The organism is Arthrobacter sp. PL16 (genome assembly GCF_035985055.1).
GTDB classification, from domain to species: Bacteria; Actinomycetota; Actinomycetes; order Actinomycetales; family Micrococcaceae; genus Arthrobacter_D; species Arthrobacter_D cheniae.
The window spans coordinates 600,146-613,719 of record NZ_JAXCIC010000002.1 but is presented as its reverse complement, the minus strand read 5'-3'; the positions used below and the strand labels follow the sequence as shown (position 1 = coordinate 613,719).

Below are 13,574 nucleotides of genomic sequence, written 5' to 3'. Positions count from 1 at the left end.
GCCACGCGCAGGGCAGACAGGACTCGAACCTGCAACCTGCGGTTTTGGAGACCGCTGCGCTACCAATTGCGCCACTACCCTTTGGTTTTGAACCACTACTGCATCCACTTCGGCCGACCCGGGGAGGGCACGAACCATCATGGTGTTTCAACACCGAGAAATAAGTCTACGCAATCACCGCCGGAACGTCGAACCGGACGACGGGCGGCGAACAGTGGCCGGGTCGTCCTCCTGGCCCTTCCGGTGCAGCCTCCCGTTCCGTGACGCCGCCGTCGTTCCGTGATTCGGGTCCGGACGGGAGCCACGGCCTAAGCTGGGAGCAGCCACAGAACCTCATGGAACGGGACCCGATGAACGCGACGACCGACGACTCCATCCGCGCAGCACTCCCCCGGATCTCCCGGCGGATCGACTCGATCGCGGAATCGGCGACGCTGGCCGTCGACGCCAAGGCGAAGGCCCTGAAGGCGGCCGGACGGCCCGTGATCGGGTTCGGCGCCGGTGAGCCTGACTTCCCGACGCCGGACTACATCGTCGAGGCGGCGATCGCTGCGGCGCGCCAGCCGAAGTTCCACCGCTACTCTCCCGCCGGTGGGCTGCCCGACCTGAAGCAGGCGATCGCGGAGAAGACGCTGCGCGATTCCGGTTACACCGTGGACCCGGCGCAGGTGCTCGTGACCAACGGAGGCAAGCAGGCCGTGTACGAGTCCTTCGCGGCGCTCCTCGATCCGGGGGACGAGGTTCTCGTCCCGACGCCGTTCTGGACCACCTACCCCGAGGCCATCCGTCTCGCCGGCGGCGTGCCCGTCGAGGTCTTCGCCGGCCCTGAGCAGGGCTACCTCGTCACCCTCGATCAGCTCGAAGCTGCGCTGACCCCCCGCACCAAGGTGCTGCTGTTCGTGTCGCCCTCGAACCCGACGGGCGCGGTGTACGGGGCCGATGCCGTGCGCGCGATCGGAGAGTGGGCTGCGGCGCGCGGGCTGTGGGTCGTGACGGACGAGATCTACGAGCACCTGACGTACGACGGCGTGCCGTTCACCTCCATCGCGACGGCGGCGCCCTCACTCGGGGACAAGGTGGTCATCCTCAACGGTGTCGCGAAGACCTACGCGATGACCGGATGGCGCGTGGGCTGGATGATCGGCCCGAAGGACCTCGTGAAGGCTGCGACGAACCTGCAGTCCCACGCGACGTCGAACGTGTCCAACGTGCCGCAGATGGCCGCCCTGGCAGCCGTCTCCGGTCCGCTGACGGCTGTCGACGAGATGAAGGTCGCCTTCGATCGCCGGCGTCGAGCGATGGTGACCGCGCTGAACGAGATCGACGGCGTCGAATGCCCCACCCCCCATGGCGCCTTCTACGCCTACGCCGACGTGCGCGCCCTGCTCGGCCGGACGTTCGGCGGCGTCACGCCAACGACCTCCGCGGAACTCGCGACGCTGATCCTCGAGAAGGTCGAGGTCGCAGTCGTTCCCGGTGAGGCCTTCGGTCCCAGCGGCTACCTGCGGCTCTCCTACGCGCTCGGCGACGAGGACCTCGCCGTCGGTGTGGGACGCCTGCAGGAGTTCCTCGCCTCCCCGCGGTAGACCTGCACGCCTGCCCGCGGCGTCAGAGGAGTTTGCGCTCCGTCGCCCAGCGGGTGAGTTCGTGGCGCGAGGACAGCTGCAGCTTCCGAAGCACCGCTGACACGTGCGTCTCGATGGTCTTCACGGAGATGAAGAGCTCCTTCGCCGTCTCCTTGTAGCTGTACCCGCGTGCGATCAGGCGCATGACCTCCAGCTCGCGTGCCGAGAGGCGGTCGAGCTCGTCATCGACCGCGACCGCGGCGGTTCCGAAGGCGTCGAGGACGAATCCGGCGAGACGCGGGGAGAAGACGGCGTCACCGGATGCGATGCGTCGGACGGCGTCCGTGATCTCGGGGCCGGAGATGGTCTTGGTGACATAGCCTCGCGCTCCCGCTCGAATGACGGCGACGACGTCCTCGGCCGAGTCGGAGACGCTCAGTGCCAGGAAGCGGGACCGTGTCCCGCGCCGTGCGCAGCGGTGGATGACCTCGGCTCCGCCGCCACCCAGGCCTCCGGGCAGGTGCACGTCGAGGAGGACCACGTCGGGCTCCGTCGCACCGATGATCGTCTCCGCCTCCTCGACCGTCGCGGCCTCGCCGAGCACGCGGATGACCGGTCCGAGCGCCGCCCTGAGGCCGGAGCGGAAGATGCCGTGGTCGTCGACGATCACCACGGATACCGTCGTCGGCGCCGCCCCGTCCTGCGCTACGATCTCGCTGTCCACGTGCGTCCTTCTTCCTGGCCTTTCGGCCCGTGTGCCGGTCGTGCTTCCCCCGCGTCCCGCGGCTGGCCGTCGTCGCGCCTGTCCACCGCCAGCCTAGACAGGGCTCTCGGTGGTCCTCGGCAGCCGGAGCCGGACCTCGGTGCCGTCGCCGTCGCTGCGCAGCTCCGACGAACCGCCGTGGCGCAGCATCCTGCTGTGGATCGACTCGCGGATGCCGGCACGATCCGCCGGCACCGCGGCGGGGTCGAATCCGCTGCCTCTGTCCCGGACGAACACCTCGACGGTGTCCGGGCCGGCTTCGAGGTAGACCGAGACGGCGACCCCGGCGTGCTTGGCCGCGTTGAGCATCGCCTCCCGGGCCGCCTGCGCCAGCGCGTCCTCCGCGGGCCCCAGGACGGCGTCCCCCACGGCGACGACGGCGACCGGGTGTCCGTAGAGGTCCTCGATCTCACCCGCCATGACCCGCAGCCGCTCGGCGAGGCTACCGGGATCCCGACCCGGATCGGCGAAGAGCCACTGGCGGAGCTCGCGCTCCTGCGCCCGCGCCAGGCGCAGGACATCGGTCTCGGAGTCCGCCCTGTTCTGGATGAGGGCGAGGGTCTGCAGGACGGAGTCGTGCAAGTGCGCTGCAATTTCCGCGCGCTCCGTCTCCCTCACCCGTGCCGCCCGCTCCGTCTCGAGGTCGCGCCAGAATTTCAGTCCCCACGGCGCCAGGACCAGTCCGACGCCGGCGAGCACGGCGAGGACGGCGACCAGTGTCGCCATCGTGAGGGTCCAGGAGCCGTTGCTGGACAAGGCCACGAGGACGCCGGTGACGACCAGGACGATCCCGGCGACCAGGCGCAGGGTCCCGCCCGCCCGTCCGGCGCCCGCACGGTTCATCATCCTGGCCCGGCGCACCTCGTCGAGCTGGGACCAGGCGAGCGCGGCGCCCGCCACCACGACGGCGATCGGGACGAAGAAGCCCCAGTCGAGCTGCACTCCCAGCAGTTGCACCACGAGCACAGCAGCCGCGAGCAGGAGCGCCGTACCGACGAGGACCTCGCGCCGCCCGGCCCGCAGCGTCCGCTCGCGCCACGTGTCGACGTCGAGCGGGCCGACGGGATCCGAACGGACCTGATCACCGAGGATCCGGGCAGTCTGTGCCGATGCTCCTGCCGGTGCGCCGTCGGGCAGGGTGCCTGCCCCGACGCCGTGCATGAACGCTGCGGGTCCGGTCTGCCGCCCTGCCTCTGCGGCGCGGTCAGCCGCGGTGGGCACGAAGATCCACAGCCAGGCGTACAGCAGGATGCCCGCACCGGAGGCAAGGGTGAGCACCGCCATCCCGATCCGCACCCAGGATCGCTTGATACCCAGGTGAACTGCCAGCCCCGCGCAGACGCCGGCGATCACGCCGTCGGAACTACGCAGCAGGGGTGGTCTCATACCCTCATCAAAACACGCTGTCGCTTGTCAGGGGACGCTCCCGGAGAAGAATCAGGGAGCACTCAGGGTTCAGTCAGGGTAGGCCCCGATGGTTCCCCGCGGGCATCGGCGGAAGGATGGAGGCATGAACCCAGCATCAACTCCAGGCGGGCCGTCCTGGCAGCATGAACCGGCCGCACCGACGACGACGGAACGTGTCGTCTCCTCCCCGTTCTTCCGTTGGATCCGGGGGCTCGACATCACCAGGGCGCCCGACCGCTGGGTCGGCGGCGTCGCCGGCGGCATTGCCGGCCGCACGGGCCTGGACCTGGCCCTTGTCCGCGGGCTCATCGTGATCCTGTCGGTGTTCGGTGGCATCGGGGTGCTGCTCTACGGTCTGGCATGGGCCCTGCTGCCCGAGCCGGACGGCCGCATCCACGTCGAACAGGCCGGGCGCGGCTCCTGGACCTCCGGCCTGACCGGCGCAGCCGCCCTGGTGGTGATCGGGCTATGGCGTCCGAACCTCCCCCTTCTCGGTGACGGCGGGAGCGGCGGGCTGCTGTGGGCGCTGTTCTGGATCGGAGCGGTGGTCCTCTTCGTCTACTGGATCGTCAACCGCTCCAGCGGCGGCCGGGGCCTGCCCGGTACGTCCGGTGGGGGGCAGGATCCGCGAGGCCCCCAGAGCTTCGGTGACCAGCCTGCTGCCGGTTCGGCGCAGCCCTTCGGGCCGGTCCCCTACAGCCCTGATCCGTCGTCGGCGGAAGGCCCGCCAGGGAACGACGCCGAGCCTGAAGCGGAGCACCCGAACGTCAACAGAACGGTGCCACTGCCCTATCAACCCGATCTGAACACCCGGTCCATCACCGGGACGTACAACCCGCCCTATTCATCCGACCAGGCGTTGTGGTCCGGCTCCACCCCCTACTCCGCCTTTCCCTCGGCCCCGGCTGCCTATCCCGCATCGGACGCAGCCGCTCACCGGCAGTCCCCCGCGCGCCACCGCCCTCTCCGGCCTTCGGGGTCCGCAACGGCGCTCCTGATCGGCGGAGCGATCGTCACAGCGTCGGCACTCCTCGTGGTCGACTACCTCGGCATCCTCGACCTCGCCAACCCCGCCGTCGTGGCCTTCGCAGCAGCCGCGATAGTCCTCGCCCTCGGCGTTCTCGCCCTCGGAGCCCGCGGGCGGACGTCCGGGCTCGTCGGCTTGACCGGAGCGCTGGCACTTGTTGCCGCCCTCGTCGCCTCGTTCACCGTCGTCGGCGGGACCTGGATCGTGGTGCAGGACAGCCGGACGACCCCGATCTCCCTCCGGGCCGCCGCCGGCGGCTACAGCGTCATGGCCGCCCAAAGCACGATCGACCTGGCGGACCTGCCCACCCCGACCCGGGACGTCGTCGTACCGGTGAACGTGCTCGTCAGTGACGTCACGGTGATCGTGCCGGACGACCTGCCGGTTGAGGTGCGAACACGGATGGCGCTCGGCAACGCGGATGCGCGCGGCACGGCCAGCGGCCTCGATACGCCGTCGCCCGAGTTTCAGAGCAGCGGCGGAGTCCTGCAGCTGAGCAACGGCGACCTGAACCCCGATACCACCGGGCCCGCTCTCGTCCTCGATGTGAGGGGTGCCCTCAGCGACGTCACCATCGTTACAGCGGCCGGTTCCGACAGTTCCTTTCCACCCGATGCCAGCACCTCGACACCTACGGGAGATACCCCATGAGCACCTCCGTCACCGCTCGTCCGCGCCGCGCCCGCGTCGTCACCATCGTCTGGGGCGCCGTCATCCTCTCGATCGCCGCGCTCCTGCTCGTCAGTCAGTTCGTCACACTGTCGATAGATCCCGTGGTGGTGGCCCTCGGGCTCCTGATCGGTGTCGGGTTGTCGCTGGTTGCAGGAGGCCTCCTGTCGCTCAGGGGGCGCCCGGAGCGCACCGACCAGGACGACACCGGGCTCATGGCGACCGACGACCGGCGCATCGACCCGGAGGCACCCGGCGCAAGGACACAGGACACCCCCGCATACTGAACGCTCAGCACGTAGCAGCGCACACCCCGATCCGGAACTCCCGAAAGGCACATCATGCAGTCCTTTTACAGCATCCTCCGCTCCTCCCCGATCAAGCGCGCTCCCGGCGGCATCCTGGGCGGCATCGCGTCGGGCATTGCACGGCAGTACGGCTGGCGCGTGAGCTACGTGCGCATCGTGATGCTGCTGAGCTTCCTCCTTCCCTTCATCGGGCTTCCGCTCTACGCCGTGCTGTGGCTCCTGCTGCCCAAGACCGACGGCAGTATCGCCCTGGAGCAGCTCCTCACCGGTTCTCGGCAGCGCTAGTCGAACGGCTTCGCAGCACGGGACCTCCGCTCAGCCGGCGGAGGTCCCGTGCTGGTGCGTGACCTGCAAGGATGGATACCGTGCCGAAGACCACCACCATCCGCAGCTTCCCCCGCCTGCTCACCGCCTCCTGTGCCTTCCTCTTCATCTCCGGGTACTTCGTCGTGCGGTTCCCCGACGTCGAAGGGGCGAGCTATGCGTCCTACGGCTTCAACCTCCTCATCGCGCTACCCGCGTTCATCGCGCTCGTGCGGCAGTTCGGCGCTGCCCGTGGTGCGGTGACGCTCGTCGCGGTCTCCGTCTTCGGCTACCTGATCGAGGGTTTCGGCGTCGCCACGGGCGTGCCGTACGGGGAGTTCCACTACGGGGATGCGATGGGCCCGACCATCCTCGGCCTCGTTCCCTACCTGCTGCCCCTGTCCTACGTACCGCTCGTGATCGGCGCTGTCGCGACGGTTTCGGGGACTGGCACGGCCCTGCGGAGGATCGTGCTCGGAGGTCTCCTGCTGGTCGTGATCGACGGCGTCCTGGATCCGGGCGCGGTGGCGCTCGGCTTCTGGGTCTGGCCCGGCGGGGGCCCGTACTACGGCGTACCGCTGTCGAACTACGGCGGCTGGCTCATCTCCGGGCTCATCGCCTCGGCGCTCGTCACCCTGATCGGCGGGCGTCGGCTCACCGATCAGCCGCTGCGCCCGTGCCTGCTCGACAGCCTGCTCGTGTCGATGTTCCTCTGGCTGGGCGTCTGCATCTTCTCGGGACTCGTGTTCCCCGCGGTGCTCGCCGCGGGCCTGATCGTTCTGCTGGTGCGGCGGCGGATCCAGCTCGCACGGACGGCGCTGGTGCCCTCGAACCCGGGCGGGTCCCTCGACGCCGCAGCCCGCCGCTGACCCTTGGGTCGACGCCGGCTCCTGCAAGCCGACGCCGACCCGGAGACCGCCGCTGACCCCGGGGACCCGTCGCTGTCCGGACGTCCGGGCCGTCAGGCCGGAACCGGCCCCAACCGTGCCAGGAGCTTCTGCGTCGACATCATCGCGCCGCCCAGCACAGCCGGAAGGCCGCCGCCCGGGTGCACCGAGGCCCCTACGCGCCACAGCCACGGGCGCAACGGATCCGAGTACGGCGGGACGTGGAACGGACCGCTCATCCACGTCGGATGCACGGCGCCGTAGAGGGCTCCACCCGCGGATCCGCGCTCGCCGAAGTAGCCCGGATCCAGGATCTCGTAGTCCTCGAAGTACTCCTCGACGGGTTGTGGCAGGCCGAGCACGCGCGTGGTCCGGTCGAGCTCCCGCCGTACGAACGGGTCCTCGAGGGAGTAGGTCTTCCCGTTGGCCGGCGCGGTGAGGAGCAGGGCGAGGGTTGCCGACGCGTTCGGGTACACGCCGTGCGCCGGGTAGTAGTTGGCGAACGCCATGGTCTGCTCGGGCTCGTCACCGGCCTCGAGGCTGGCGTACAGCGCGGCGGGGCGGTCCGGCATGATCACGCCGTGGCGGGCGGTGCCCTCGGGCAGGGGGCGCGAGAGAACGGCATAGATCCCGACGGCGGAGCAGGTGAGCTTCCGCGGCCTCCTCGCGGCCCGGCCGCCCAGTAGCCCCGCCAGGCGGTGCGCATCGAGGCCGCTGACGACGGCGTCGGCCGGATAGGTGCCCTCGGACGTGACCACGCGCCGTCGTCCGATCCTCCGCGCAGGCTCGCCCGTGCGGATCTCCACGCCCGCACGGACGGCGAGGCGCTCGAGAGCGAGGACCAACTCGTAGACGCCGCCCTCGGGAATCCACACGCCGTCCTGCGCCATGATCGCCGGCATGCTCGCGTAGAGGGCCGGGGTGCGCGTAGGACTCACGCCCGCATTGAGCGTGTGGATCGCGATGACCTCGCGCAACCCCTCGGGCAGCCAGGTGAGGCTGTCGAGGTAGCTGCGCGTGGTGAGCCTTCGGCCATACAGGCTGCCAAGCTTCGCCAGGGCGGGGTACGACGCCTTTTCGAGGGGACCCGTCGTCAGCAGCCGCGAGACGTCCCCACCCAGCAGGCCGTGCTCCGACGCGAACCGCTCCCACGCCGTGTGCCAGGGATGGCCCTCGGGCACCGGCAGCGCACACTCCCCGCCTCGGTAGTAGTACGTGCCGACCTCGGGAAGGCGCGCGAGCCGGAGATCCGCGACCTCGGCAGCGCGTACCTGGTCGGAGGGTCCGACGGCGTCGAGGAGATCGAGCAGCTGCTGCCACACCGAGGGGAAGGTGAAGAGCGATGGTCCGGTGTCCATGCGCTGCCCGGCGACCTCGACTCGGCGGCTCTTGCCGCCCACGTGGTCCGACGCCTCCAGGAGCGTGACGCTGTGCCCCGCGCGGCCGAGCAGCGCGGCGGCCGCGAGACCGCCGATACCGGCACCGACCACGACCACACGGCTCATCGGTACAGGCCCAGCGTGAGTGCGACGACGAGCTGGACGCCCGCGACCGTCCCGGCGACGTACGGGAAGGCGATCGAGTAGCGATACAGGCGGTGGCCCGTCTCCGGACGCGGATCCCGATACAGACCCCACAGCAGCCAGCCTGCGATCAGGGCGTTCACGACGGCGACGGGGATGTTGACGAGGGCGAAGCACACGGTGGACACGGCCCACCAGGCACCGCTCCAGGCGACGACGCCGCGCGCGCCGAACCGAACCGCCGTCGTCGTGATCCCTACCGCCCTGTCCTCGTCGATGTCCTGGACGGCGTCGTAGGTATGCTTGGCCGCGCTCCAGGCCATGAGGCCGATCGCTGCAGCCCATACCGGCTCGTCACCCAGGGCGTAGGGCACGAGGACGAGCGGGAAGGCGTAGGCCGCGTTGCTGATCGAATCGAGGTAGGCGCGCGCCTTGAAGCGCAACGGCGGTGCGGAGTAGAAGACGAAGACGAGCGCGTAGGCGGCGATCCACGCCAGCGCCACGGGGGGCAGCGTCCCTGCGAACCAGGCGAGGAACGGGACGTTCGTGACGAGGACGGCGAGCCAGATGGAGCGCACCTCGGAGGCCCTGATCCGCGCGCCCTCGAGCGATCCCTTGCGGGGATTCAGTGCATCGGTGTCCTGGTCGAAGATGTCGTTCACGCCGTAGATGAGCAGGTTGAACGGCAGCGTGAGCCACACCAGGAGCGCCAGGGCCTCCCACTGCCAGAACGTGCCGGTCAGCCACATGCCGACGACGCCGGTGCCCAGGGTGTTGATCCAGAGGACCGGCCTGGAGATGGAGACCATGCGAAGCGCCGCTGGCGCAAAACCTGCCTGGGGCACTGCGGGTGTCCTCCTCGGACCTGCTGGGAACACACCGTCGGGGCTGGAGCCCGCGTGCGCCGGATGGTTCCAGCCTACGTGCTCCCCTGCCTGCGATCCCTCCGGCCCGAGGCGATCGGTCCGGGAATGTGACGTAGTCGGGGTCGTCGGCGCGGGTGTGTCTAGAATCATAGGCGGGCCCGACGGTGTGCTCGCGATGCACCATCCACCCCCTCGTCGAAGGAACCCCAGGCCACATGAGAATCGGAATCCTCACCAGCGGCGGCGACTGCCCCGGGCTGAACGCCGTCATTCGCGGCGCCGTGCTCAAGGGCATCAAGACGCACGACCAGGAGTTCGTCGGATTCCGTGACGGCTGGCGCGGCGTCGTCGAGGGGAACATCATCGACCTCCAACGGCACGCGGTGCGGGGGATCTCGAAGCAGGGCGGCACCATCCTCGGAACCTCCCGTACCAACCCCTTCGAGGGCAAGGGCGGCGCGGAAGCGATCAGGGAGAACCTGGAACGCCTCGGCATCGACGCGATGATCGCGATCGGCGGGGAGGGCACCCTGGCTGCGGCGAAGCGACTGACGGACCTCGGGCTCAAGATCGTCGGCGTGCCCAAGACCGTCGACAACGACCTCGACGCCACCGACTACACCTTCGGCTTCGATACCGCCGTGCAGATCGCCACGGAGGCCATCGACCGCCTGCGCACCACCGGCGAGTCGCACAGCCGCTGCATGATCGCCGAGGTCATGGGACGCCATGTCGGCTGGATAGCCCTCCACGCGGGTATGGCCTCCGGCGCCCACGCCATCCTCATCCCCGAGCAGCAGACCAGCATCGAGCAGATCGCCGAGTGGGTCTCCTCCACCAATGCCCGAGGCCGCGCGCCCCTCGTCGTCGTCGCCGAGGGATTCGTTCCGTCGCACATGGAGCAGGCGCACTCCGAACGCGGTCTCGACACCTTCGGTCGCCCGCGCCTCGGCGGTATCGCTGACCAGCTAGCACCGGAACTCGAGGCTCGGACGGGTATCGAGACCCGTGCCACGATCCTCGGCCACATCCAGCGCGGCGGCGTCCCGACCTCCTTCGACCGTGTGCTCGCCACGCGCCTCGGCATGGCCGCGGTGGACTCCGTCGCGGACGAACTCTGGGGCACCATGGTCTCCCTCAAGGGCACGGAGATCGCCCACGTGGGCTTCGAGGCGGCGCTGGGCAACCTCAAGCGGGTCCCGCAGCACCGCTACGACGAAGCCGCCATCCTCTTCGGCTGAGCACGTGGAACTCGACCCGGGCACCATCTCGATCATCCAGCTCGCCTGGTCCCGGCTACTCGGGCTCGACGACGAGGCGCTGGCCGATGACGGTACCGACCGCGTCTACAGCGTGGACGACGACGCGGGTGTCCTGACCTTCGTGACCCTCTTCGGGCGGGAGATCCTCAAGGGCCCTCGATGGGCGGTCGACGCCGGCAGGTCCATGTCGGGGCTGGATCTCCGCAGTGAGTCGACGCTGCTCACGATGAGCCGCGACCGCGGCGGTCGGGGCCTCGGTGAGGCACAGCTCTTCTTCTGCGACGCCCTGCCCCTGTTCGACGGCCCGCCCGCCGTCGTCTCCAGCGAGGCGGCGCTCGTCCGCGAACTCGAGCGGAGGTGCCCGCCCGACGACGTCGGCGAAGCGGGCCTCAGCGATGTGCAGCATTCATTCGTCCTGGTGGCCGATGAAAGCGGTGACGGACCCGACGCAGGTCAGCTGATCCCGCTGGCCGGCGCCGGGTACGACATCTGGGAGGGCATCCTGGCGCACATCGCCGTCATCACTCCGCCCGACCAACGCCGGAAGGGCTACGCGCAGCGCGTTGCCGCCGTCGCGATCGAGGAAGCGATGGGGGCCGGACTCGTGCCCCAGTGGCGGGCCCGCACGGACAACACCGCCTCGCAGCGCACAGCACGGCGGGCAGGGTTCGCCTTCGCGGGGACGCAGACGTCAGTGGTCCTCGACCGGACCTAGCCTGCTCCGCCGCCGATATCCTCATCCGGCGCACTCTGCCCACCGGCTCGATCCCGGCACGAGCGGGTCAGGCTGCCCGTTACCGGGCGAACAGCTCCGTGAGTTCGGTCCGGCTGAACATCTCTGCCGCGGCCCGGGCCGACGGCGCTCCGGCGTCGGGGTCCGCTCCGGCATCGACGAGGATGCGCGCCACCTCTGTATGCCCTTTGAAGACCGCACCTGCCAGGGGCGTCTGGCCGCGGTCGTTGGCCTGGCCGGCGTCGGCGCCCCGGGCGAGCAGGTTCCGGACGATCGCGGAATGGCCGCTGTATGCCGCGAGCATCAGCAGGCTGTCCTCGGCCGTGTTGGTCAGGGTGAAGGGCACGCCGGCGTCGAGGTACCGCGTAAGCGTGGCCGTGTCGCCCTGCCGCGCGGCGTCGAACAATGCATGCGCCAGGGCTATCGCCGCAGCGGCGCCGTCGGTACCCGTGGTCATCGCGGTCCCCGCAGGAAGCCCGTCGCCCGTCCGACCACCTGACCGGCATCGGGCGCCACGATGACCTCCTGGCCCGCGGCGTACATCTCCTCGCCGTCCTGCACCAGCAGATCCGCCGTGGCGTCGACAGAGCGCTTGAGGACCGCCAGGGCGATGGGCCCCATCTCGTAGTGGTGGCCGACGGAGGTGACCCTCCCGACGGTGCGGCCTTCGCTGAGGACCGGGCTGCCCATGGCGGGGAGCGTGTGCTGGCTTCCGTCGAGATGCAGGAAGGTGAGGCGACGGGGCGGATGCCCGAGGTTGTGGACCCGGGCGACGGTCTCCTGCCCCTTGTAGCATCCCTTCGCGAGGTGCACGGCCGTGCGCATGAGGTCCAGTTCGTGCGGGATGGTCTTCTCGTCGGTCTCGAACCCTGCCCGGGGCCGCCAGGCAGCGATGCGCAGGGCCTCGGCAGCCAGGGACCCGGCGAGGGCCAGGCCCGTTCCGTCCACGACGGCGTCGAGCGCGTCGCGGGGCACGAGGTATTCGAACCAGGGGCGTTCGCGCCCTGGGTGCTCACCGTCGCCGATGGTCGAGTAGGCATAGCCCCCGACGCCGATGGCCGGCCACGGATCCTCCCAGGCGATGACGTCGTCGCCGAGCTCGGGCAGCGCCCGCGTGGCGCCGAGGACGGCCCAGGCTTCCGTGGCGTCGGTGACCTCGACCCGCAGCATGAACTTCATCCGGTCGAGCCACGCGGCGAGGGGCGCGGCCTCCCCGCCCTCCGTGATGAGCCAGGCCGTAGCACCGTCGTCGACGAGGTGGATCGAGAATTCGATCCGTCCCTGCACGGTGAGGAGGAGGGTCTCGGAACTCTGCCCGGGCCGGAGGCCGAGGAGCAACTGGGACGACAGCGTGTTGAGCCAGCTCAGGCGGTCGGGGCCGGAGACCGTCACCACTCCCCGGTTGGAGAGGTCGACGACGGCCTGTCCGTCCATGAGCAGCCTCTGCTCGCGGAAGGGATCACCGTAGTGGGAGGCCACCTGTGCATCGGCTCCCCCGCCCTCGACGGCGCCGGGACGATCAAGGAGTGGGCTGGGAGTGGTCATGACGGTATAACGCCTCTCGGGCAGGACTATTCCTCCCCCGCGCGGAGCAGGGCCAGGCCCGGGGACGGAGCTGGTCAGGAGGTCTTTCGAAGGATGGCCGAGGCATGTGCCCCGAGCGCATTGCCGTCTGCTGCGACGTCCCAGCGCCAGTAGAGGTTCCCCTCGACCAGGCCGAACAGACGGGTGGCGGCCGTGTACTCCTTGGAGTGCTGTCCCCGCATCACGAGGTCCGTGCTCAGCTGGATCTGCGGGCCCTTGATGCTCCCGTAGTACAGCTCGGCGATGCCGCCGGGGTGGACGATCGTGGCCGTGATGTCGAAGCCGCCGGCCTCGTTGCGGAACTGCTCCACCTCGTCGGCGGTCTTCAGTGCGGGCACGATGTCGGCCGGGTTGAGGCCGGGACCCACGTCGGAGTCGTTGAGCTTGCGCTCCAGCGACCAGAATCCGGTCTCGACGGACAATGGACGCAGCTGTGCGCCCTGCTCGTCGATGAGCCAGGACTCCGCGCTGTACTGGAGGTACGGGAGGCCGTTCTGCGAGAAGACGACGCGCTGGGAGAAGCGCTCCGACTCGGCGGTCCCCTCGCCGAGCATCCCCGTACCCTCCCAGGTTCCGAGGAGCCACGACAGCGGGACGAGCTCGGGCGTCAGGTCGGTGGGCAGATCAATCGACATGGGGACTCCGTGTCAGTCGGCTACTTCTGGCCCTTGTACAGG

The 13,574-nt window shown here is 69.8% G+C and carries 14 protein-coding genes and 1 tRNA gene; 7 read left to right on the top strand and 8 right to left on the bottom strand.

Annotated features, from left to right (window positions below; genetic code table 11):
• Positions 1-8 precede the first annotated feature (8 nt).
• Positions 9-81, bottom strand: a tRNA-Trp gene (locus tag RCH21_RS06550).
• A 269-nt stretch (positions 82-350) separates the two neighbouring features.
• Here RCH21_RS06550 and RCH21_RS06545 point away from each other — a divergent pair.
• Positions 351-1,586, top strand: a complete 1,236-nt coding sequence (locus RCH21_RS06545; RefSeq protein ID WP_326963678.1) for a pyridoxal phosphate-dependent aminotransferase — start codon at positions 351-353, stop codon at positions 1,584-1,586.
• A 22-nt stretch (positions 1,587-1,608) separates the two neighbouring features.
• Here the strand turns inward: RCH21_RS06545 and RCH21_RS06540 are convergent, their stop codons facing one another.
• Positions 1,609-2,289 carry a response regulator transcription factor gene (locus tag RCH21_RS06540; protein WP_326963677.1) on the bottom strand — a complete coding sequence of 227 codons (681 nt, stop codon included), beginning with the start codon at positions 2,287-2,289 and terminating at the stop codon, positions 1,609-1,611.
• A gap of 93 nt (positions 2,290-2,382) precedes the next feature.
• Complete coding sequence (locus RCH21_RS06535; protein ID WP_326963676.1) at positions 2,383-3,714, bottom strand: ATP-binding protein; 1,332 nt, start codon at positions 3,712-3,714, stop codon at positions 2,383-2,385.
• Positions 3,715-3,838: 124 nt separating this feature from the next.
• Here RCH21_RS06535 and RCH21_RS06530 point away from each other — a divergent pair, with 124 nt between their 5' ends.
• From RCH21_RS06530 to RCH21_RS06515, 4 genes are all read left to right on the top strand, one after another.
• Positions 3,839-5,413 carry a PspC domain-containing protein gene (locus tag RCH21_RS06530; RefSeq protein ID WP_326963675.1) on the top strand — a complete coding sequence of 525 codons (1,575 nt, stop codon included), beginning with the start codon at positions 3,839-3,841 and terminating at the stop codon, positions 5,411-5,413.
• The gene (locus RCH21_RS06525) at positions 5,410-5,718 is read left to right on the top strand and encodes a hypothetical protein (protein WP_182976821.1); all 309 of its coding nucleotides are present in this window, start codon (positions 5,410-5,412) and stop codon (positions 5,716-5,718) included. Before RCH21_RS06530 ends, RCH21_RS06525 begins: the two co-directional genes overlap by 4 nt.
• A 54-nt stretch (positions 5,719-5,772) precedes the next feature.
• Positions 5,773-6,024: a PspC domain-containing protein gene (locus tag RCH21_RS06520; protein WP_326963674.1), complete on the top strand. Its 252-nt coding sequence runs from the start codon at positions 5,773-5,775 to the stop codon at positions 6,022-6,024.
• Positions 6,025-6,104: 80 nt separating this feature from the next.
• Entirely contained in the window at positions 6,105-6,911 is an 807-nt protein-coding gene (locus RCH21_RS06515; RefSeq protein WP_326963673.1) for a carotenoid biosynthesis protein, read from the top strand.
• A 92-nt stretch (positions 6,912-7,003) separates the two neighbouring features.
• On the opposite strand, the gene RCH21_RS06510 is transcribed toward RCH21_RS06515, so the two are convergent.
• Both RCH21_RS06510 and RCH21_RS06505 read right to left on the bottom strand, forming a co-directional pair.
• Positions 7,004-8,434: a phytoene desaturase family protein gene (locus RCH21_RS06510; RefSeq protein ID WP_326963672.1), complete on the bottom strand. Its 1,431-nt coding sequence runs from the start codon at positions 8,432-8,434 to the stop codon at positions 7,004-7,006.
• Positions 8,431-9,261: a UbiA family prenyltransferase gene (locus tag RCH21_RS06505; RefSeq protein WP_326963671.1), complete on the bottom strand. Its 831-nt coding sequence runs from the start codon at positions 9,259-9,261 to the stop codon at positions 8,431-8,433. The genes RCH21_RS06510 and RCH21_RS06505 overlap by 4 nt, the downstream gene beginning before the upstream one ends.
• 272 nt (positions 9,262-9,533) lie before the next feature.
• Between RCH21_RS06505 and RCH21_RS06500 the strand changes: the two genes are divergently transcribed.
• Both RCH21_RS06500 and RCH21_RS06495 read left to right on the top strand, forming a co-directional pair.
• Positions 9,534-10,559: a 6-phosphofructokinase gene (locus RCH21_RS06500; RefSeq protein ID WP_326963670.1), complete on the top strand. Its 1,026-nt coding sequence runs from the start codon at positions 9,534-9,536 to the stop codon at positions 10,557-10,559.
• A 4-nt stretch (positions 10,560-10,563) separates the two neighbouring features.
• Complete coding sequence (locus tag RCH21_RS06495) at positions 10,564-11,295, top strand: GNAT family N-acetyltransferase (protein WP_326963669.1); 732 nt, start codon at positions 10,564-10,566, stop codon at positions 11,293-11,295.
• Positions 11,296-11,374: 79 nt separating this feature from the next.
• Here RCH21_RS06495 and RCH21_RS06490 read toward each other — a convergent pair whose 3' ends face one another.
• From RCH21_RS06490 to RCH21_RS06480, 3 genes are all read right to left on the bottom strand, one after another.
• Positions 11,375-11,770 (bottom strand): ankyrin repeat domain-containing protein, encoded by a 396-nt coding sequence (locus RCH21_RS06490; protein ID WP_326963668.1) that lies wholly within the window; start codon positions 11,768-11,770, stop codon positions 11,375-11,377.
• Complete coding sequence (ygfZ, locus tag RCH21_RS06485; RefSeq protein ID WP_326963667.1) at positions 11,767-12,858, bottom strand: CAF17-like 4Fe-4S cluster assembly/insertion protein YgfZ; 1,092 nt, start codon at positions 12,856-12,858, stop codon at positions 11,767-11,769. The genes RCH21_RS06490 and ygfZ overlap by 4 nt, the downstream gene beginning before the upstream one ends.
• Before the next feature lie 74 nt (positions 12,859-12,932).
• Positions 12,933-13,532: an FABP family protein gene (locus RCH21_RS06480; RefSeq protein ID WP_120147112.1), complete on the bottom strand. Its 600-nt coding sequence runs from the start codon at positions 13,530-13,532 to the stop codon at positions 12,933-12,935.
• Positions 13,533-13,574 lie beyond the last annotated feature (42 nt).

Coding starts and splice junctions, on each gene's coding strand:
- RCH21_RS06545 (WP_326963678.1), top strand. CDS start 351: ATGAACGCGACGACCGACGACTCCATCCGCGCAGCACTCCCCCGGATC.
- RCH21_RS06535 (WP_326963676.1), bottom strand. CDS start 3,714: ATGAGACCACCCCTGCTGCGTAGTTCCGACGGCGTGATCGCCGGCGTC.
- RCH21_RS06530 (WP_326963675.1), top strand. CDS start 3,839: ATGAACCCAGCATCAACTCCAGGCGGGCCGTCCTGGCAGCATGAACCG.
- RCH21_RS06525 (WP_182976821.1), top strand. CDS start 5,410: ATGAGCACCTCCGTCACCGCTCGTCCGCGCCGCGCCCGCGTCGTCACC.
- RCH21_RS06520 (WP_326963674.1), top strand. CDS start 5,773: ATGCAGTCCTTTTACAGCATCCTCCGCTCCTCCCCGATCAAGCGCGCT.
- RCH21_RS06510 (WP_326963672.1), bottom strand. CDS start 8,434: ATGAGCCGTGTGGTCGTGGTCGGTGCCGGTATCGGCGGTCTCGCGGCC.
- RCH21_RS06505 (WP_326963671.1), bottom strand. CDS start 9,261: ATGGTCTCCATCTCCAGGCCGGTCCTCTGGATCAACACCCTGGGCACC.
- RCH21_RS06500 (WP_326963670.1), top strand. CDS start 9,534: ATGAGAATCGGAATCCTCACCAGCGGCGGCGACTGCCCCGGGCTGAAC.
- RCH21_RS06490 (WP_326963668.1), bottom strand. CDS start 11,770: ATGACCACGGGTACCGACGGCGCCGCTGCGGCGATAGCCCTGGCGCAT.
- ygfZ (WP_326963667.1), bottom strand. CDS start 12,858: ATGACCACTCCCAGCCCACTCCTTGATCGTCCCGGCGCCGTCGAGGGC.
- RCH21_RS06480 (WP_120147112.1), bottom strand. CDS start 13,532: ATGTCGATTGATCTGCCCACCGACCTGACGCCCGAGCTCGTCCCGCTG.